This window comes from Lysobacter sp. TY2-98 (assembly GCF_003367355.1).
Lineage (GTDB): Bacteria > Pseudomonadota > Gammaproteobacteria > Xanthomonadales > Xanthomonadaceae > Cognatilysobacter.
Genome location: NZ_CP031413.1, coordinates 2,346,946 through 2,367,659, shown reverse-complemented (window position 1 = coordinate 2,367,659; position 20,714 = coordinate 2,346,946). Strand labels below are relative to the sequence as shown.

The 20,714-nt window shown below is 64.1% G+C and carries 13 protein-coding genes; 8 read left to right on the top strand and 5 right to left on the bottom strand.

Annotated elements, in window-relative coordinates; translation table 11 throughout:
- The first annotated feature begins 1 nt into the window (after position 1).
- Positions 2 to 1,039, top strand: coding sequence for a glycosyltransferase (locus DWG18_RS11495; protein ID WP_240318516.1), 1,038 nt, complete (start codon positions 2 to 4; stop codon positions 1,037 to 1,039).
- 36 nt (positions 1,040 to 1,075) lie between these two features.
- Here the strand turns inward: DWG18_RS11495 and DWG18_RS11490 are convergent, their stop codons facing one another.
- From DWG18_RS11490 to DWG18_RS11480, 3 genes are all read right to left on the bottom strand, one after another.
- A complete protein-coding gene (locus DWG18_RS11490) occupies positions 1,076 to 2,167 on the bottom strand; it encodes a S41 family peptidase (RefSeq protein WP_115648156.1) in 1,092 nt (363 codons plus the stop codon).
- A gap of 78 nt (positions 2,168 to 2,245) precedes the next feature.
- Complete coding sequence (locus tag DWG18_RS11485; protein WP_162823818.1) at positions 2,246 to 4,024, bottom strand: cytochrome c oxidase assembly factor Coa1 family protein; 1,779 nt, start codon at positions 4,022 to 4,024, stop codon at positions 2,246 to 2,248.
- 5 nt (positions 4,025 to 4,029) lie between these two features.
- Positions 4,030 to 4,419: a BlaI/MecI/CopY family transcriptional regulator gene (locus tag DWG18_RS11480; protein ID WP_115647317.1), complete on the bottom strand. Its 390-nt coding sequence runs from the start codon at positions 4,417 to 4,419 to the stop codon at positions 4,030 to 4,032.
- Positions 4,420 to 4,658: 239 nt separating this feature from the next.
- Between DWG18_RS11480 and aceE the strand changes: the two genes are divergently transcribed.
- From aceE to DWG18_RS11450, 6 genes are all read left to right on the top strand, one after another.
- Positions 4,659 to 7,361: a pyruvate dehydrogenase (acetyl-transferring), homodimeric type gene (gene aceE / locus DWG18_RS11475; protein WP_115647316.1), complete on the top strand. Its 2,703-nt coding sequence runs from the start codon at positions 4,659 to 4,661 to the stop codon at positions 7,359 to 7,361.
- Positions 7,362 to 7,426: 65 nt separating this feature from the next.
- A complete protein-coding gene (locus tag DWG18_RS11470; protein ID WP_115647315.1) occupies positions 7,427 to 9,772 on the top strand; it encodes an AAA family ATPase in 2,346 nt (781 codons plus the stop codon).
- Positions 9,769 to 11,631 carry a UvrD-helicase domain-containing protein gene (locus tag DWG18_RS11465; RefSeq protein ID WP_115647314.1) on the top strand — a complete coding sequence of 621 codons (1,863 nt, stop codon included), beginning with the start codon at positions 9,769 to 9,771 and terminating at the stop codon, positions 11,629 to 11,631. Before DWG18_RS11470 ends, DWG18_RS11465 begins: the two co-directional genes overlap by 4 nt.
- A gap of 531 nt (positions 11,632 to 12,162) precedes the next feature.
- A complete protein-coding gene (locus DWG18_RS11460) occupies positions 12,163 to 12,975 on the top strand; it encodes a CHAD domain-containing protein (RefSeq protein ID WP_115647313.1) in 813 nt (270 codons plus the stop codon).
- Between the two features lie 236 nt (positions 12,976 to 13,211).
- Entirely contained in the window at positions 13,212 to 14,204 is a 993-nt protein-coding gene (locus DWG18_RS11455; RefSeq protein ID WP_115647312.1) for an LLM class flavin-dependent oxidoreductase, read from the top strand.
- A gap of 192 nt (positions 14,205 to 14,396) precedes the next feature.
- Complete coding sequence (locus DWG18_RS11450; protein ID WP_115647311.1) at positions 14,397 to 14,702, top strand: antibiotic biosynthesis monooxygenase; 306 nt, start codon at positions 14,397 to 14,399, stop codon at positions 14,700 to 14,702.
- 370 nt (positions 14,703 to 15,072) lie between these two features.
- On the opposite strand, the gene DWG18_RS11445 is transcribed toward DWG18_RS11450, so the two are convergent.
- Positions 15,073 to 16,986: a M14 family zinc carboxypeptidase gene (locus DWG18_RS11445; protein ID WP_115647310.1), complete on the bottom strand. Its 1,914-nt coding sequence runs from the start codon at positions 16,984 to 16,986 to the stop codon at positions 15,073 to 15,075.
- 1,133 nt (positions 16,987 to 18,119) lie between these two features.
- Between DWG18_RS11445 and DWG18_RS11435 the strand changes: the two genes are divergently transcribed.
- The gene (locus tag DWG18_RS11435; protein ID WP_115647308.1) at positions 18,120 to 19,466 is read left to right on the top strand and encodes a peptidoglycan-binding domain-containing protein; all 1,347 of its coding nucleotides are present in this window, start codon (positions 18,120 to 18,122) and stop codon (positions 19,464 to 19,466) included.
- A 529-nt stretch (positions 19,467 to 19,995) separates the two neighbouring features.
- On the opposite strand, the gene DWG18_RS11430 is transcribed toward DWG18_RS11435, so the two are convergent.
- Positions 19,996 to 20,643 carry a hypothetical protein gene (locus tag DWG18_RS11430; protein WP_162823817.1) on the bottom strand — a complete coding sequence of 216 codons (648 nt, stop codon included), beginning with the start codon at positions 20,641 to 20,643 and terminating at the stop codon, positions 19,996 to 19,998.
- Between the last annotated feature and the right edge of the window lie 71 nt (positions 20,644 to 20,714).

The window sequence follows — 20,714 nt, the reverse complement described above, 5'->3', positions numbered from 1 at the left end:
AATGCTGCCGCGGCTGAACCTCATCGCTTGGAACAATGGGGTCGGCCTGACTCGCGATCTCGCACTGCTCGCCTCGGCACTGCGATCTCGTGGGTTCACGGTGCATGTCACCGCGATCGGTCGCGGCAAGCTGCGCAAGTGGTTCAGGCCGCTGGTGATGACGTGGCGCGGTCGGTTGCGCAAGCTGGTGATGCGCCGCCCCGCGCACGACGTGAACATCATGCTCGAGCACGTGCGCCGCGAGGATCTCGGCAGCGCGGTGGCGACGCTGTTCATTCCGAATCCCGAGTGGTGCGTGCCCGTCGACGTCGAACGCCTGCCACTGGTGCAAGGCGTTCTCGCCAAGACCCGCCACGCGGAGGCAATCTTCGCCGCGCGCGGTCTATGGACGCGCTACATAGGTTTCACTAGCGAAGACAGGTTCGACCCCGCGGTAAAGCGCGAACGCACGTTCTTCCATCTCGCCGGGCGCAGCGTCAACAAGGGGACCAACGTCCTCATCGAGGCCTGGAAGCGGCATCCGGAATGGCCGCAGCTGGTCATCGTCCAGAGCCCACGCACCGCGACCACGATCGATCCGCCCGTATCGAACATCACCCACCGCATCGACTACATCGACGATGTCGAACTGCGGAATCTGCAGAACGCGAGCCGGGTGCATGTCTGCTGCTCGGAGACGGAAGGTTTCGGTCACTACCTCGTCGAGGCGATGAGCGTCGGCGCGTTCGTGCTGACCACCGATGGCGCGCCGATGAACGAGTTGGTCGACGAGACGCGGGGCATCTGCGTGCCGTGCAATCGCACCGGCTCCCAGCACTTGGCGACGACCTACTTCGTCGACGAGGCCGCCCTCGAGGCAGCCATCGAACGCGCGCTGGCGATGAGTGACGAGGAACTCGATGCAACCGGCGCCGCAGCGCGTGCCTGGTATCTGCAAAACGACGCCGCGTTCCCCGACCGCCTGCGCACGGCGATCGATGCGTTCACTGCGGATGTGTTGCACCGTGCTGCGGTCGAGCCGCAGCCGGCGCACTCCTGAGCGCGCAACGCTTCGACCCGCGAAGCGTCGCTGCCGTCACCGCCTCAACGCATAGACCGGTGCGTCGTCCTTCCCTGACTGCACCTTCGCCAACGCATCCTGCAGTTCGGCCTTGCGGTCCGCATCCGTCGCCTTGCCGACGAGATCCTTGAGGATCGCCACCTGCGCGACTTTCTTCGCATCTGCGGCCGGCACGGCGATGTCGGGTTTGACGCCCACATGCTCCCAGTTGGTATGCGTCACCGGGTTGATCGATCGGCTGTGCGGGATGAAGGCGCCGAAGCCGTGGCCGATGGGATAGATGTCGCCGGGATTGGAGCCGCCGCCGGTGGTTTCGCCGACGAGCGTCGCGCGCTTCTGCGTTTGCATGTCGTACGCGAACTCTTCGCCGCCCGAGAACGTGCCGGATGAGGTGAGCACGTAGACGGGTTTGCTGTAGCGCGGCTGCACGTTCGGGTTGGTCCAGAACTGCTGCGTGCTGTCGTCGGCGCGGCTGTAGATGTCGTTGAGATGACGCTGGTCGCCGACCGGGAAGAAGTGGCTCATCAGGTACGCGACGGTGTTCGGCTCGCCGCCGTGGTTGCGGCGCAGGTCGATGATGAGGGCGTCGGTACCTTGCAGCAGCGTCATCGCGGCGGACATCGCGTCGGCGACGAGTTCGGTCGGGCCGAAGCCGCGCACTTCGATGTAGCCGACGTTGCCCGGCAGCCGCGCGATGCTGTCGATGCCGTAGCCGCGTTCGGCGACTTCCTCGCGACCGCGCGCGATCTCCGCGGCGTCGGGGAAGGGCGGACGCTCGTCGGTCGGCGGGTTGAAGTTCGGGTCGTAGTGGATGTTGAAGTGGCCGTCGTCGCCGAGCGTGCGCATGTCGTTGGCCAGGTGCTTGCCGAACGCGGCGATCGTCGCGTCCTTCGCGTACGTGCCTCCTGCATCGCGGGCGCGCAGCGTGGTTGCGAGCTTCGCGGCCACGTCGGGAAACACGTAGCGCTTCTGCAGTTGCGTCGCGAGCGTTTCGATCACGTCGTGACGATCGGCCGCGGTAATCGGCACGTTGTCGTCGACGTGTTGCGCACGCGCGAGTGGTGCAAGCGCGAGCAGCGTGGCGAGGCAAAGAATCCGTCGTTGCATCGTGGAACTCTCCATGTCGAGGCGGACGAGTCCGCCGGATTTGACTACGAAAGGATTAGTACTGGCGGACAAAAAAACTCAGTGGGCAGGGCCTTCGACGTTGACCGTCTGCGTCGACCACGCACCGCCGTTGCGGCTCGCGACGACATGCACCATGCGCTCGCCCTTCGGGCCGCGCAGCGTCATGCGCATGTCCGCATGGCCACGCTGATCGTCGACATTCATTTCGCCGTGCAGTTCGCGACCGCTGACGCGGATCGGCGTGCCGAGTGCGGCCTGCACGCCGCGATCAGCGCTGACCTTCTGCAGCAGCGACTTGAACTCGGCGCTGTCGGTGATCGCGGGCGGTGCCGGCGGCGGAGGCGGCGCCGGGATGTCGGCGTCGAGCGCGGGCGCTGCGTGCGGGGCGGGCGCAGCCGTCGGGCGCGCTGCATGCGCCGGCTTCGCGGGCGGTAGCGGTGCAGCACTCATGTTCGGCGCTGCAGGCGCCGCGCTTGCAACGGGCGCAGGCAGGGCGACGGGCGACGCGGGTGCTGCGGGTGCTGCGGGCGCAGCAGTCGTCGCGTCATGCGCGGGGTCATACAGCAGCGGCGCGGGCGGAGGGGGCGGCGCAGGCGCCGCCATCGGCGCAGGTGGCGGCGGAGGTGCAGGTGGCGCGGGCGGCGGTGCGATGCGCGAAACATCGGCCAGCCACTGACGCGTCCTGGCGGTGATGGGCTTGGTGACACCGTCCTCGGTGTACGTCTCGACGACGCTGCCGTCCTTGTTGAGCTGACCCCGGTACTGACGCATCACCTTGCCGTTGTTATCGGTGATGACGCGCACGTCTGGCACGTTGCCGTTCTTGCCGCTGGATTCGACCTGGATGTGCACCCCCTTGGGGCCGGCGCCGACCTGCCAGGCCGCGAGTGCGCCACCGACGAGCAACAGCAGCCCGGCGACGCGTGCGCCACGTCGCGCGGGTGCCGATGTTGGAGCGATCAAACGTGTGATGCGTTGCATGAGGGAACCTCCCGTTGCTGCAAGCGCGAAGCGGAGCGTCGGATGCCGGTGGTGCTCGAGATGCGCGAGCGCTTCGGCGAGAGCGATGGCGTCTCCGCAGGCCGCCACCGCAAGGTCGTCGCAGGCGTGTTCGCGTTCAAGCCGGATGCGCCGGCCGAGCCACCACGCCGCGGGATGGAAAAACAGCAGGGCTTCGACGACGCACTGCACGCCGTTCCACAGCCAGTCGAGCCGCGCGACGTGCGCGAGCTCATGCGCGAGCAATGCTTCGAGTTGCGCGGTCGGCAGGCGACGCAGCAGTTCCGACGGCAGCCAGATCACCGGTTTCACCAGGCGCGCGGTGAACGGCACCAGCACTTCATCGGCGAGGCGCACGGAGACGTCGCGGGTGATCCGCAACGCAACGCGCAACTGGTCGACGCGTGCCTGCAACGAGTCCGGCAACGCCACCCACTGCACGCGATCCAGTCGGTCGACATACCGCCAACCGCCGAGTCGCCACACGAGCACCGCGAGCACCCCCGCCAGCCACAGCGCGACGAGCACCGAAGCGATCGGCGTCGACTCCTGCACGACCAATCCGGCTGCCGCACGCACCGTCTGCACCGGCGCAAGCACCGGCAACGCGGTGCCGACATCGCTGGCCGTCGCCACGCGCACCGCGAACCCCGCGGGCACCAGCACCATCGCGACCAGGAACGCCATCGCCACCGAATGCCGCGACGCCGCCGACGCGCGTGTCATCAACGCCAGCACCAGCGCCGCGACGCCCGCGATCACCGCGTCCATCCACAGCGAATGCAGCAGCGCCGACGACAGCGCCGACGCGAGGAGCAGTTGCGTGCTGGCGGCCATGTCGATCACTTCGCCTGTCGACGCGCTTTCGCTTCCGCGATCATCCGCGCGATCTCATCGAGTTCCTGTTCGCTGGCGACGCCGTCATCCAGCGCGCGCTGCACCAGCGTCGCGGCCGAACCGGCGAATGCGCGTCGCACCAGGTCCTTGACCAGCGAGCGCTGCACGACGGGCTCCGGATGCACCGGCGTGTAGGCGTGGCTGCGCTCGCTCTCGTCGCGATGCACCAGGCCCTTGTCCGCCATGATCGTGAGCATCTTCAGCACGGTGGTGTAGGCCGTGTCCTTCGACTTCGAAAGATCGGCGTGCACCTCGCGCACGGTCATGGGCGCCTTGCGGGCCCAGAGCACGCGCAGCAGCGCGAGCTCGCCTTCGGTGGGTTGGGGGGTCGACATGCGGCTCTCCGGTGTACGCCGCATTTAGTACGAAACCGTTAGTAGACGTCAACGGCCGTCCGTCGGCATGGCCTGGATGACGCGGGTCAACACGTCGCGTGACACGCAAAACATCCGCCTGCGTACGTCGCCCGGTATTCGTTTGCAGTGCGTACCGCTGCTGAGAGTCGTCTCAGACCCCACTGCTAGAATCGGCCCTTCCCCTGCACAACCAGCAACGGCCAAGGGGCCGTGGACGAATGATCGGCAATCTTTCCAGCGCAATCACCGAAATGCTGCACGACGATCCGGACCCGACCGAGAGCCGCGAATGGCTCGAGTCGATCTCCGCCGTCATCGACCGGGAGGGCCCGGAGCGGGCCCACCAGCTGCTGGAAGGGATGGTCGAACTCACCCGCCGCGCCGGCGCGCACCTGCCGTTCTCGCCCACCACCGAATACATCAACACCATTCCGCCGCACCTCGAGGCCAAGAGCCCGGGCGATGCCGCGATGGAATGGCGCATCCGCTCCATCCTGCGCTGGAACGCGATGGCGATGGTCGTACGCGCCAACCGCAAGCCCGGCGAACTTGGCGGCCACATCGCGTCGTTCGCGTCGTCGGCCACGCTCTATGACGTCGGCTTCAACCACTTCTGGCGCGCCCCGAGCGCCGACCACCCGGGCGATCTCATCGGCTTCCAGGGCCACAGCTCGCCGGGCATGTACGCGCGCAGCTTCCTCGAAGGCCGCCTGACGCAGGACCAGCTCGACCACTTCCGCATGGAAGTCGACGGCCGCGGCGTCAGCTCGTACCCGCACCCGTGGCTGATGCCCGACTACTGGCAGCTGCCGACCGTGTCGATGGGCCTCGGCCCCATCGCCGCCATCTACCAGGCGCGCAACTGGAAGTACCTCGAAGGCCGCGGCCTGATGCCGAAGACCGACCGCAAGGTCTGGTGCTTCCTCGGCGACGGTGAAACCGACGAGCCCGAAAGCCTCGGCGCGATCTCGGTCGCCGGCCGCGAAGGCCTCGACAACCTGGTCTTCGTCGTCAACTGCAACCTGCAGCGCCTCGACGGCCCGGTGCGCGGCAACGGCAAGATCATCCAGGAGCTGGAAGGCCAGTTCCGCGGTGCCGGCTGGAACGTCATCAAGGTCATCTGGGGCAGTTACTGGGATCCGCTCCTCGCGCGCGACACCACCGGCAGGCTGCGCCAGCTGATGATGGAAACCGTCGACGGCGAGTACCAGAACTGCAAGGCGTTCGGCGGCAAGTACACGCGCGAGCACTTCTTCGGCAAATACCCGGAAACCGCCGCGCTCGTCGCCAACATGAGTGACGAGGACATCTGGCGCCTCAACCGCGGCGGCCACGATCCGCACAAGGTCTACGCCGCGTACCACGAAGCCGCGCAGACCAAGGGCATCCCCACCGTCGTCCTCGCCAAGACGGTGAAGGGCTATGGCATGGGCGCCGCGGGCGAAGCGCTGAACCCCACGCACGGCACCAAGAAGATGGACGACGCGGACATCCGCGCGTTCCGCGACCGCTTCAACATTCCGGTCAGCGACAAGCAGCTCGAAGGCGGCGAAGTACCGTTCTTCCACCCGGGCGAGAAGTCGCCGGAAGTCGAGTACATGCTCGAGCGCCGTCGCACGCTCGGCGGTGCGCTGCCGCAGCGTCGCCGCAAGGCCACGCAGTCGCTCGAAGCGCCCAAGCTCGAAGTGTTCGATCGTCTGCTGAAGTCGACGGGCGATCGCGAGATCAGCACCACCATGTCGTTCGTGCAGGCGCTCAACATCATCCTGCGCGACAAGCAGGTCGGTCCCCGCTGCGTGCCGATCGTCGCCGACGAGGCGCGCACCTTCGGCATGGAAGGCCTGTTCCGCCAGCTCGGCATCTACGCGCCGCACGGCCAGAAGTACAAGCCGGTCGACCGCGACCAGCTCATGTACTACCGCGAAGACGCCGCGGGCCAGGTGCTGGAAGAAGGCATCACCGAAGCAGGCGCGTTCGCCAGCTGGATGGCCTCGGCGACCAGCTATTCGACGAACGACCTGCAGATGCTGCCGTTCTACATCTACTACTCGATGTTCGGCTTCCAGCGCATCGGCGACAGCGCGTGGCAGGCGGCGGACATGCGCGCGCGCGGCTTCCTGCTCGGCGCCACCGCCGGCCGCACCACGCTCAACGGCGAAGGCCTGCAGCACGAAGACGGCCACGGCATGGTGCAGGCCAGCTTCATCCCGAACTGCCGCAGCTATGACCCCACGTTCTCGTACGAAGTCGCGGTGATCCTGCAGTACGGCATGCAGCGCATGCTCGCCGAGCAGCAGGACGAGTACTACTACATCACCCTGATGAACGAGAACTACGCCCACCCGGAAATGCCGGAAGGCGCGGCCGACGGCATCATCAAGGGCATGTACCTGCTGCAGGGCGGCGCCAAGCCCAAGAAGGGCGAACTGCGCGTGCAGCTGATGGGCTCGGGCACGATCCTTCGCGAAGTCATCGCCGCGGCGGAACTGCTCGACAAGGATTTCGGCGTGACGGCGGACATCTGGTCCTGCCCCAGCTTCACCGAACTCGCGCGCGAAGCCGTCGACGTCGAACGCTGGAACCGTCTGCACCCCGAAGACACGCAGCGCGTTCCGTACGTCACCTCACTGCTGCAGGGCCGCACCGGCCCCGCCATCGCCGCGACCGACTACATCCGCACCTACGCCAACCAGGTCCGCGAATACGTGCCCATGCGCTATACCGTGCTCGGCACCGACGGCTTCGGCCGCAGCGACACCCGCGAGAACCTGCGCCGCCACTTCGAAGTCGACCGCTTCCACATCGCGCACGCGGCGATCGCCGCGCTGGCGGCGGAAGGGAAGATGACGGGGAAGGATGTGGCGAGGGCGATCAAGCAGTACAGGTTGGATGTGGATAAGCCGAATCCGATCGGCGTGTGAAATAAACAGAGGGGTGGCCATGCGCCACCCCTTTTTTTTTGAATGCAGGTCCGTACGGGTGAGCCATGCACATTCAATACGTCGAAGTGGGCAACTTTCGAAAACTGCAGTCCGTCCGCATAGATTTCGCTGAAAGGACGACGGTATTCGTGGGAGCGAACAACAGCGGAAAGACCTCAGCGATGGTTGCGTTACGTCGTTTTCTGATCGAGCGCGATAACTTCTCAATCAACGATCTAACGTTGTGTCACTGGGCGAAATTCGACGCGGCCGCAGCGGCTTGGGAGTCTGCTGACAGCCAAGATGACGGTGAGTGGGCCAGCGTGTTGCCACATCTCGACGTTTGGCTCAGCGTGCCGATCGAGCAGCTTCACTACGTGCAGAAGCTCTTGCCCACCTTGGACTGGAACGGCTCCTATATCGGAGTTCGGCTGCGATACGAGCCCAAGGACGTAGAGGCGCTCAAGGCGGAATACCTAGCTGCTCGAACGGCCGCCGCCGCCGTCATGAAGGCTGCTCAATCCGCAGGCGCCATCGCCAGCGCTTCGACGGACGCGGAACACGGCGCGTTCGCCCTTTGGCCGCGATCCATGATGGACTTTCTATCCAAGCGACTTCGATCAACGTTCGAGGTCCGCGCCTATCTATTGGATCCGGCCAAGCTTGTGGATCCCGTAGGCGGTATTGCGTCTCCGCAGCTTCTCGCGGACGGAGCCGAGCCGATTGAAGGTGACCCTTTCAAAGGCCTAATTCGGATCGACGAGATCAGCGCTCAGCGCGGTTTTGGATTCGCGCCGAAACCATCGAAAGATGGCGACGAAGAGCGCGAGTTACCGACTCGAAGCGGCAGAAAGCTATCCAGCCAGCTTCGGGCGTATTACGCGCAACACCTCGACCCCTTTGAGGACCCCGAACCAAAAGACCTAGAGGCACTGCAGGCGCTCCACCAAGCGCAGTCCGAATTCGGGAAGAGACTCGCAACATCCTTTGCGAGCGCGCTGCAAGAGTTGGAACAAATCGGCTATCCCGGTGTAACGGACCCCAAGCTCACGTTATCGACCAACATCAAGCCGGTTGATGGCCTCAATCATGCTTCGGCGGTGCAGTACGAGGTGCCTACCTATCTGGCCGTCAGTGGCTACGGCCATCGTTTGCCCGAAGAATCTAACGGGCTTGGGTACCAGAACCTTGTATCCATTGTCTTCGCGCTCATGAGCTTCCGCGACAAGTGGATGCGCGTGGGGCGGGCAGCCAAGTCTGTCGCTAACGATGAGGCCCAAATTCCTCCGCTGCACCTTGTGCTGATCGAAGAGCCGGAGGCACATCTTCACGCTCAGGTACAGCAAGTATTTATCACACAGGCCTATGGTGTCCTGCGCAAGCACAGTGACCTCGGAGATGCGGAGGCACTTAGAACGCAACTCGTCGTCAGCACACATTCAAGCCACTTGGCACACGAGGCGGATTTCGCTTCGCTGAGATATTTCAGGCGCCTGCCCGTAAAAGAAGCCGCAGGCTCAATTCCTATCTCTTCAGTGGTCAATCTCTCAAGAGTATTTGGGCACGAGGATGAAACCGCGCGCTTTGTTAAGCGGTACCTCAAAGTGACTCATTGCGATCTCTTTTTTGCTGACGCTGCAATTCTGGTTGAAGGTCCCGCGGAGCGAATTCTTCTCCCGCACTTTGTTAGGACGAGGGCTGAATACGAGTACCTGAGGCGCGCGTACATAACGTGGCTAGAGATAGGCGGCAGCCACGCTCACCGTCTGAGGCCGTTGCTTGAGCAGCTTGGCATCCATGCCCTGATCGTGACCGATATTGACGCTAAGGACGCGGATAACCGAGCCGTGCCTCCGTGCAGGAATGCAGGACTTCGAGCACGCAACGAGACACTCAAGACGTGGATTCCTAAGGAGGATTCCCTCGACTCGTTGCTCGACAAGGCGCCCGCAGAGCTCATCGCCTATGGCTCAGCTGGCTGCGGAATTCGTGTGGCGTACCAACAGCCAATCCAAGCGACATTCGAGCCCGGCACGACAGTCGAGGCGCTCGCAAACACGTTCGAAGATGCACTCATCTACGAAAACGTAGACGCATTCAGGGACTTAGAGGGAACCGGCTTGATTGCGCGATTCCGCGATGCATTGGGATCCTACGAAAGTGCCGCGAAGCTCGCGGAAAGGTTGGCAAATGCGCTGAGTAAAGGTGGTAAAGCCGAGTTGGCTATGGATCTGCTTCATACCCAGGAAATCGATGCCCTGACAGTGCCCGCATACATTGACCGTGGCTTGCTTTGGCTAGCCGAGCAGCTGCGACGGAAAGACGATCAAGTGGATGGAAAGATGGTTGCAATCCTTCAACAGGACGCAGCTAACGATGCCGTCCCCACGGAACAAGGAGCCACCGCGTGAGCGTCGTCCTAGCTGAGCTTGACGCCGCGGATGACCACGTAGATGCACAAATTGCGGGCTGCCTAAATCTTGAGGCTCCGCGCAGTTTCTTCCTGTTTGCGGGTGCCGGATCAGGAAAGACGCGTTCGCTTGTAACGGCACTTGAATACATCAAGACGACTTTGGGAGGGCAGCTTAGGTCGCGCGGCCAACGTGTTGCAGTCATAACTTTTACGAACGCGGCGAGCGACGAAATCAAGCGGCGACTTTTATTCGACCCGTTGATTGACGTCCGAACGATCCATAGCTTCGCGTGGTCGTTGATTGATGGCCTAAGCAACGACATCCGCACATGGCTAAGTGTCGACTTGGCGGCAGACATCGATCGCCTTGCGGCAGAGGAAGCGAAGGGAAGGAAAGGTACCAAAGCCTCCAATGAGCGTCTCCGGAAGATCGCATCGAAAACTAGACGGCTCAATGACTTGCCAAATATCAAGCGCTTCGTATATAGCCCGACAAGCGACAATCGTGGTCGGGACGCTCTGAATCACTCGGAAGTCTTAAGGATTACTGCAGACTTTCTACGCGAAAAGCCAGCGATGCAAAGCATTCTCGTTGGGCGATATCCGATCCTTCTGATCGACGAGAGCCAAGATACGAACAAAGATCTCGTCGATTCGCTATTTGCTGTCCAGGCTGCACAGAAGAAGAAATTCATGTTGGGCCTGATCGGCGACATGATGCAGCGCATTTATAGTGACGGGAAAGATGGGCTCGGGGAAAGCCTCCCCTCCGACTGGATGACGTCCGGCAAGAAGCTCAACTATCGCTGTCCCCGCCGCGTCGTGACGCTTATTAACCGCATACGGAGCACCGCTGACGGCCAAGAGCAGCAGGCGTGGTCCGGGGCTACAGAAGGCGTCGTTCGCTTGTTTCTAATGCCTAGGGATCACGCCGATAAGGCGGCGGCCGAAGCAGCGGTTGCGCGCCGAATGGCCGAGATTGCGGACGATGAAATGTGGCGCGACCCGAAGTCCGTCAAGACTCTCACCCTAGAACATCGCATGGCGGCGGCGCGCATGGGCTTCTTGGAGATGTTTTCGCCGCTCTATCAGGTCAATAGTTGGCGAACCAGTTTTCTCGACGGGAAACTGCCGATTCTTCGTTTTTTCTCTGAGCAGGTGCTGCCGATTGTTAACGCCAAAGTCGGCGGAGATGCTTTCGGCTTGGCGCGCCTAGTAAAGAACTATTCGCCTCTTATCTCTCGAAATGCACTTCGTGCTGCCGCAGGTGAGGGGCAGTTGCAGGCGGCGAACGCAGCAGTCGGCCAATTGGTTGAGCTTTGCCACTCATCTCAATCGCCGAAGCTCCGCGACGTTTTGCTATGCGTAGCGAAGAGCGGACTTCTGGAGATTCCCGATGCCCTTAAGGGCGCAATCGCTGACGCGCCAACGGAGTCACCGGTGGGGCGTGAGAATAATGACGATCCTGAGGATCGCCAATCAGAGCAGGCTGAGGCGATCCAGAAGTTTCTGGATGCGCCGTTTTCCCAAGTTGCACCGTTCTCAGAATACTTAGGCGGGCAGGCACATTTCGACACACATCAGGGTGTGAAAGGTTTGGAGTTCGACCGCGTGATGGTTGTCATGGACGATGCCGAAGCAAGAGGCTTCCTATTCAAATACGAAGACCTCTTCGGCGGTAAGACAGCAGGCGCGACAGTAGAGAGCACGAGACGGCTCTTCTACGTCACGTGCAGTCGGGCGCGAAGAAGCTTGGCACTTGTCGCTTATACGAGCGATGTGGCGCGGGTTCGCGACTACGTCATTGGCCAGGACTGGTTCACCAATGAGGAAGTGGTGGTCGGAATTCCAGACTGAAAGGCTAACCAAATGGAGTGCGGTTTCATTTCCCACATGGCGAACTAGCGCGCTCGATCACCCGCCGGCGCGCCCTCGCAGCCGATCGCCCGCTATCGTGACGACCTCACCGGAGGATGCCATGCAGAAGACCATGACGCTTCTCGCAAAACAGGGGTCGGAGTCGTCTTTCTCGGGCGGTCGCGAAAGGTCGACTCCGCGTTAACGCGGGAAACGGGGTCAGGTTCCATTTCCAAGATAGTTGGTGAGTGAGCCAGTGGATCGAGCGTTGCGTCGCTATGACGCAGGCTCTTGCTCCATACCGCAGAATCCACGGCATGGATATCGAGAGCGTCCAGCGCCTGTGTGCATCGTTCCCCGGCGCCGGAAACAGGGGTCAGAGTGCATTTTCCGATGCTGACCATCCTTGACGCCGACCTCGCCCGTGAACGAAACGGGGTCAGGTTCCATTTCCCACTCGATATGGAGTTGGATTCCGCTTCGGGACGCAGCTAGACGCATTCTTCAAGACGCGTAGGCGAAGCTCGTCGAATGAGCGCGCACGACGACCCGGTCGGAAAGCGGTTCCAACGGTACGTATCCGATCAGTTGTGTTTTGCGCTACCCGCGCTCGAGCTCGCTAGCCGCGAGTCCCGGCGCGGCATCCATCAGGGGCGGAAGGCGGTGCGCCGTGCGCGGGCGGCGCTGCTGCTGTGTTGGCGACGCCCGACTCCGAGCGTGGCGATTGCGCTGGATCAGCTCAAGCGCGCCAACGACCAGTTATCGGATCTGCGGGATGCGAACGCGCAGGTCGGCGCACTGAAGACGCTGGCACGTGGTGCGAGCGGCAAAGCGCGGCACGCGCTCAAGATCGCGCGCCGCAGCATGAAGCGCACGCGTGCACGACTGGAATGCGACGCAAGGTCGATCGCGCGCGTGGTCGCGGCACGTGAGCGTGTCGCATTCGTTTCGGCCGGCATCGCGGCGTTGCCGTGGAACGATGTCGTGGATGCCGACATCCAGGCCGCGCTGACCGCGACACGCGGCCAGGTCGCGGATGCGCGCCGCGCCGCATTGGCTGATCCGTCGCCGAAGAAACTGCACACGTGGCGACGTCGACTGCGCCGCCTGCTGCAGCAGTACGACGCGTGCATCGCGCTAGGCATCCCCGTACCTGCCGAGACCCTGTCCGAGTGCGTGGCCGAGCAGCTTGGACGCATCCAGGACGAAAACGTCCTCATGGCAAGCGCACCACAGCTGACCGGGCTGCGCGGCAGTGAACGAAGGCGCTTTCGACGGGCGGTACGCAAGGCGCGGAACGAACACCGCAAACGGCTGCTGTCGGTGGTCCGCTTCATCGGCTAGCGTCGACGTGGGGCGGGCGTCGCACCGGAGTTGGCCTGCATTTCGCTCGGCGCCCGACTCGTCGCTCGTGTCCTGTCCGCTCGCTCGGCTGGACCGACGCATTGGCGACCGGCCCGTTTCGCGCTCTCGCTTGGTCGCATCGACTCGGCCTGCGTCAAACGCACCAACCCACTGCCGTTGACCTGCGCGTCCACGCGCAGGGGGACACTGTCCGCAGGTCACACCATCGAGCGTCCATGATTCCCCTTTCCGTTCTCGACCTCGCGCCCGTCGGTGAGGGTCGCGACGTCGCGCAGGCGTTCGCGCACATGCGCGATCTGGCGCGCCATGCCGAGCAGCTCGGCTACCGCCGCTACTGGCTCGCCGAACACCACAACATGCCGGGCATCGCCAGCGCGGCGACCGCGGTGCTGATCGGGTACGTGGCGGGCGCGACGTCGACAATCCGCGTGGGCGCCGGCGGCGTGATGCTGCCGAACCATGCGCCGCTGCAGGTCGCCGAGCAGTTCGGCACGCTCGCCACGCTTTACCCCGGCCGCATCGATCTCGGCCTGGGGCGCGCGCCCGGCACGGACGCGCCGGCGACGCGCGCGCTGCGCCGCTACTACGCGGGTGCGGACGAGTTCCCGGCCGACGTCATCGAGCTGCTGAGCTACTTCGAGCCGGTGCAGCCGGGGCAGGCCGTGCAGGCGGTGCCCGGCAGCGGCGTGGAGGTCGAGCCGTGGATCCTGGGGTCGAGCCTGTTCGGCGCGCAGCTCGCGGCCAAGCTCGGCCTGCGCTACGCCTTTGCGTCGCACTTCGCACCCGCCGCGCTCGAGGACGCACTGCGCGTCTACCGCGCGCGCTTCGAGCCGTCGGCAAGGCTCGCGTCACCCCACGTGATGCTCGCGATCAACATCGTCTGCGCCGACACCGACGACGAAGCGCGACGCCTGTTCACCACGCAGCAGCAGGCGTTCGTCAACCTGCGTCGCGGCAGACCGGGCCTCGTGCCGCCCCCGCTGGCGTCGGCGGACGACCTCGCCACCTTCTGCAATCCGATGGAGAAGGCGGGCATCGATCAAGCGCTGTCGTGCTCGGCGGTGGGCTCGCCGTCGACAGTGAAGGCGTGGGTGGATGCGTTCGTCGAACGCCATCAACCCGACGAACTGATCGTCACCGCGAACATCTTCGATCCCGATGCACGGCTGCGGTCGTATGCGTTGGCGATGGAGGCGTTGCGAGGCTGACGTGCTAGCGACGCGAACGGGCGTCCGGCGAAGCGCACGCCGACGGTGGGAGCGCACATGCGCAGTCGAGGCCGTGACCGTGGGGCGTTGAGGCGCCAAGTCTGATCCGCCTGCACAAGCGACCGGATGCATGTCGGCCTTCACGGAAGAGGGGCGTAAGGTCGGCGGCTCCCCCATCAGAGGAGGCGCGCCATGGTCAACGTAGCTCTGTTCGTCCGCTTGGAAGCCAAGCCCGGAAAAGAGAAGGACGTCGAGCAGTTCCTGCTGAGCGGCCTTCCACTGGTGCAGGCGGAGCCGGCGACCACCGCATGGTTCGGCATTCGCCTGGGGCCGTCGACCTACGGCATTTTCGACGCCTTCCCCGACGAGGCCGGTCGTCAGGCGCATTTATCGGGCAAGGTTGCCGCTGCGCTCATGGCGCAAGCCGGCGAACTCTTTTCAACACCACCGTCCATCGAAAAGGTCGACGTTCTGGCCGCGAAACTGCCGGGTTCGTGAAGCAGGCGAAGCATTCGGCTCGACGTCGCGCTCGTCGGTGGGTTCGCTATCGACGCTTACCACACGGGTGAATGCGTTCGCCGAACCTCATCAACCGGATCAGCTGATCGTTACCGCGAACATCTTCGATCCCGATGCGCGACTGCTGTCGTATGCGTTAGCGATGGAGGCGTTGCGGGGCTGAAGAGACGCGCGCCAGGAACAGACGCGTAGTGGGCGCACTCCCGTTGCTGCGTGGCGCGTCGACTCATCTCACACCGGCACGGGCACCGCAGCGAAACCGAACGCCTTCGCATCGCAGTACTCACGCACCACAGAAAAGGCCCCGGAGACGGGGCCTTTTGCTGTAGCGATGACGCGTGCGATCACGTCACGGCGGACACGTCTTCAACATCGCGATCGCCGCCTTGACGTTGGTGTCGGCCACGGCGTCCCGTAGCGCCGCGGTCTGCGGATTGAAGTCGTTCTGGATCGGGCCGGTCGGGCAGCTGCCGCGCTCCGGCGACGAGAACTCCTCGATCAGCGTGCCGAACGTGTGGCCGTCCTTGTAGAACCAGTCGTTGGAATCGCCGTAGACCATGTAATGCGGCGTTGCGCAGCCGTCGACGACGCCGACCGTGGCGTAGTCGTCCTGCACGTCGGTGTAGCTGGCCGCGGTGGCCATCGCCTTGGTCAGTTTGTCGAACGGTGCGACGTCGGGCGGGTTGAGGTTGGTCGCCGGCGGCACCGCGACGTGGCCCATCGGGTGCCCGACCACGCCGCCGTAGCTGTGCCACGACAGCATGCAGACCAGGCCGTCGACCTCGCGCTTGTTGCGCGTCAGGAACTGGCTGTGCGCGAGTCCACGCACGGCCTGTGTCTCCACTTCGGAGAACGCTGAGGGGCCAGGGTAGGTGTCGTAGTCGGGTACGAGATTACCGGCGGCATCGACGCCGCTCATGCCCATGTCGGGCAGCGACGCGCGCTGCGCCTGCGTGAACGTCGACGGATGTCCGAACGCGTAGTTGCGGTTGAGGTCGATGCCGCAGCGCTTCTGCCCTTCGACCAGGCGGGTGTTCTTGCGCCAGTCGAACTGGTTGGCGACCGCGCGGTCGTAGCCGTTGGGGTTGACCACCGGGATCACCCAGACCTCGCGCGAGTCCACCAGTTTGGTGATCGTGCTGTCGCTGCCGTAGCCGTCGGTCAATGCATGCAGCAGGCGCATCGTCTGGTACGCGGTGATCACCTCGCGCGCGTGGTGCACGCCGAGGAACGCGACCTCGGGCTCGGGATCGTTCTGCTGTGGATTGCGGGATACCTTGACCGCGTAGATCGTGCGCCCGACGCGTCGCTTGCCGTCGCAGTTGTCGATCGTCTGCCCGGTCCAGTGAAACAGCCGCACCAGCGACGGATACGTCGTCGCGAGTTTGGACAGCTCCTGCTCGATCTCGGTATAGGTCTTGTAGATGCCGGGCGAGTTGTGCGGGTTGTACAGCGCACGCTGCATCAACGCGGCGGAGGGCCGGATACGCGGCGTCGTCGCCGTCACCAATGGCGCGGTGACATCGGGATACGGCAACTGCCTCGCGAGCGCGGCGGGGAAGTCCCCGCCTTTGCGGATGCGATCAAGCGCTTCGCCCATCGCCGGGCTGTAGGTCGTCCCCATCAGGTCGGCGAGCGGGCCTTTCAGCGGCTTGCCTATGGGCGACTGGTCCGCCGAGTAGGCCTGGAAGTCGCTGATGCCATCGCCGTTGCTGTCGACCTTGCGTGGCGATGAACCCAGGCGTTCTTCCAGCGCATCGCCGAGGCCGTCGAAGTCCGCGTCGACGGTTTTCTCGTGCGGGTCGAAGCCGAAGTAGGCATTGATGACTTCATCGAAATCGCTCCAGCCGTCGCCATCGGTGTCGGCGGAGGCGGGATCGGTGCCGAGCTCCGCTTCGTGCGCGTCGGTGAGGCCGTCATGGTCGCGGTCGGTGTCGGGTTTCGTCGGGTCGAAGCCGAACTCGGCGAGACGATCTTCGACACCGTCGGCGTAGCCGTCCTGGTCGGTGTCCATCTGTTCCGGGTTGCTGCCGAGGTCGCGTTCGCGATCATCGGGCACGCCGTCCTTGTCGCGGTCGGTGCCGGGCAGCGGTTGCCGGGTGCCGGTGGGAATCGCGCCCCATGCGGTCGAGCCCGGTGTATCGGTGGCGCGCGTCGGCGCGGGTGCGCAACCGTCGACGGCGGCGAGTCCAAGCAACGTGCACGCGGTGATCGCGAGGATGCGCAGCGGTGGCGCGGGCAATGCGGGTGTATTCGGCTTCATCGTGCATCTCCATTTGCGGCGAACGAGCGAATCCAGGCGCTGCGCGGAGTGTTGTCCTGAACGCGGCGCGCCGACCGACCGCTCGGCGGCAAGGGAGCTCTGCAGTGACGCACGGCAAGCAGCAGGAACGCGGTTTCACCGCGACCGCGCATGGCCGACACCGCGTGGTGTGGGCGCGGCGATCTAAGAGTGGTAGGCGTTGCAGCGGAACCGCGGCTTGCCATCCCACGGCGCGTAGAAGGGAGTCATCCCACTGCAGGCCGATGGGAGAGGTCGGCATCGAGCCCGCACTCGCGTGCTCGGTCGCAGGTTCTTTGCCACGGTCGCGACATGGGTGAGCAGGCTCGTCGAGCGCCGTCGGCCCGACGAACTCATCGTGACGAGGAAAGCCTTCGATCCCGACACACGGCTGCGGGCGTATGTGTTGGCGATGGATGCGTTGCGGGGCTGAGAGGTGGCGTGTCAGAACCACACAGCGCCCAAGATTGCACAGCCGCATTCTTTTGCGTCGGCTGGAGAGTGCGCCCACCGATTGCCGAGCCGGTCACCAGTGGAGATACTTGAAGTCCGCACCAGGATGGCGCCGCGACGGGACTAGGATGATTCCGTGAACTCGCCGACTGGCAATGCTTCGCCACTCGGAACAATCCTATGAAGCGCACTATCTTTTTTGTCGGGCTTGCCCTGCTCGCAGGCTGCAGCGCCGCGACGCCGCCTACCTCTCAGGTTACCCCCGCTCCTGCGCAGTCGGGTCCCTCGCACACGGCTGCCACGCCGCCGACCCCGCCGTCGTCAGGAGAGACACTGGGCTTGCGTCCTGATTACCAGAAGTGCGTGGACGACGCTGCGGGCGTTGTGCCAGATACCCAAGCATGTATCGGTCGCGAGTTCACATATCAGGAGCAGCGGCTGCAATCAGCGCTCGACCGAAAACTTGCCACGAGTGACGCGGCGGCCACCCGTGCAGCGCAGGCGACGTGGCGAAAAGCGACCGACGCGAGATGCAGCTGGAATGCTGCCGAGGAAGGCCAAGGCCAGCGACTCGAAGCGAACGCGTGCGAGCTCGAGGCAATGGCTGCCAGGGCAGACGAACTCAGCCGGTAATCAACCAGCATTTAGTCAGGGATTGACCAATGAATACGCATGATGCGGAAACGCTGTTGCAGTCATGGCGCCTCGGCCACACGTCGGCCCGCTACGAATCATCCGGCGGCGGCGCCGGGACCATCGCGCATGTGCCGGGCGACCATGGGGGCGCTTCCTATGGCGAGTACCAGCTCTCGAGTCGCGCCGGCACGTTGCGCGAATATCTGAACCAGTCGCAGTACGGTGCAAAGTTCGCTGGGTTGGTGCCCGGCTCGCCGGCATTCGACAACAAGTGGCGTGAGGTCGCGCATGGCGATCCAGGCTTCGCAGCCGATCAACACCAGTTCATAGGTCGAAGCCACTACGGCGACCAGATGCATCGCCTACAAGCGCGCGGGATCGATCTCTACCACCGTGGACCGGCGGTGCAGGACTGTGTCTGGAGCACGGCTGTCCAAATGCGGGCTTTGACACCGCGAGTCTTCGAGCGCGGACTGAAAGAGGCATACGGTCAGCATGTCGACGTCGGCGAGCTGACCGATCGGCAGATCGTGGAGGCGGTTCAGGACTACAAGATTCGCCACAACGCTGAACTCTTTTCGAAATCGCCAACGTTGTGGAACGGACTGCTTCGGCGAGCGCATGAAGAGCGCAAGGACTTGGTGGGGCTCGCGGAAGCGGCGACGTTGGCACCGAACGCACACCCGCGGGTACCGGCGCCAGCGCCGCAAGCCCCAGGCCCTCACGTGCATCGACCAGAGCACCCGCCGCACAGCGCTCCCCGGCGTCATCCGCATGCGCAGGACAGCGGGCTGATGGAGGCTCAGGCCGCGCTAGCGCATCTCGGCTACACCGGCGCCGACGGTCGCGCCCTCGACGTTGACGGGCGCAATGGTCGCAACACGCACCACGCGATCTCGCAGTTCCAACGCGATCAGGGCCTGCATCCGACGGGACATCTCGACGCGGCGTCTCGTGCAGCTCTGAAAGCTGAGGACCGGACCATGGCGAGCTCCACGCACCCACTACACGATCTCTACAAGCAGTCGCTCGGCGCCGTAATGATCGCCGAGCGGGAAAGGGGCGTAACGACGGGGCGTCACTCGATCGCTTTGGCCGGTGTCGTGGCCTCTGAGGCTGTGCAGGCAGGACTGACGCGCATCGATCGCGTCGAGATCGGTGCGAATGGTCGATTCGCTCGCGGGGTGCAATTTACTGCCGCCGGCGACGTTCCACTGTTGAACTCGACGACCGAGACCGTCAACACGCAGGCCGCGATCCAACGCTCGCTAGCGGTCAGTAGCGACCAAGCATTGGATGTCCACCGGCGACTGGCCTCCGTCGCGGAACATCAGCAACGTGTGTCCGCGCCAATGCGAGCGCCTGTGCTTTAACCGTCCGGGACGGGATCCCGTTTGGCACGGCAAGCGAAACGTGCACGCTTCCATTGGGCACTAGCCGAGGACCGCATCGACCTTACTGGACATGATTCCGGGCCGATCCGGCGCGCGGGCGGCGCGCGGACGGCGCAACCAAGCCGCGCACGACACGCTACGGCGCATCATGCAGAGGTTTGATCAGCACCGGTTGGCGAGTCCACTCGTCCCACGCTTTAGCTAGCCATGTTGTGCCTGCGCTCGGAAAACTAACCCTCGCGTATCCCGGGTGATTCTCGTGCGGCGGGGGGCTCCATAGGTCCTCAACCTCATCCTCGACTTACGGGCACGCGTCGCTCAGAAACATGTCGGACTCCGCCCGCGCGGCGCGCTGCAGTCGCGACGGACTGCCGCTGGCGCCCTTGCGCCAAGGTCGTGCAGGCGATTGGCGGGATTCGGTGTCGACAGCGCGTCGTCGTGCCGATAGACGACGAGTGATTCGATGCTGCGACACTCAATGTCTCCTGATTTCTTCGCGGATGCTGCATCACATCCCATTCGAGAAGTCTTCGATGTCCTCGCCGTCTACCCAGCCTTGGGGACACGCTCCGGCCGGCCAACCGCTTGAAGCGATGTGGCACTGCGTGGCATCGCCCTTCCAGCCGTTGGCTTTCCGATCGCCGTACGTAACGCACAGGGGGTTGCCCCGGCATGCCAGAACATCGCCGGCAGGCACCGCCGCTACGTAGAAATAGGACGGCTCCTGTCCGGCCGACCCGACCGCCTCGATACACACGAGCTGCCCGGCAGCCAGCACGGCGGGCGTCGATTCGTCCTTGGGCGGCAGGGCGTCTCTCAATTCCGCGCCGTCTTCGTTCGCGACACCACCGAAGTAGCCGTCTGGACCACAATCCGGCATCAATTCGACGTCGTAGATCTCACCGTTCTCCGGCTTTCCACCGATGCACGCAAGATCGCGGCCTTTCGGTGTGCACTCCACACGAATCCGCTTTGCGAAATCGGTCAGCGACTCGATCGATGCGGCCGGCGTCGCCGCGGCTGCGGTAGCGGTAGCGGAATGGGGAGCAGCGGGTACGGGCGATGGTGCATGCGGCGCACGCGCGGACGGCGTGTTCGTGCCTGTGCAGGCAACCAGAAGAAGTGTTGCAGCGCAGACGAGCGCGGTTCGGATCATGGTGACAGTCCCTGTCGCTGTGACGGCCACCCGGTCTTAGGGCGTCTGCGTCGATGTTCCATAGCGTAAAC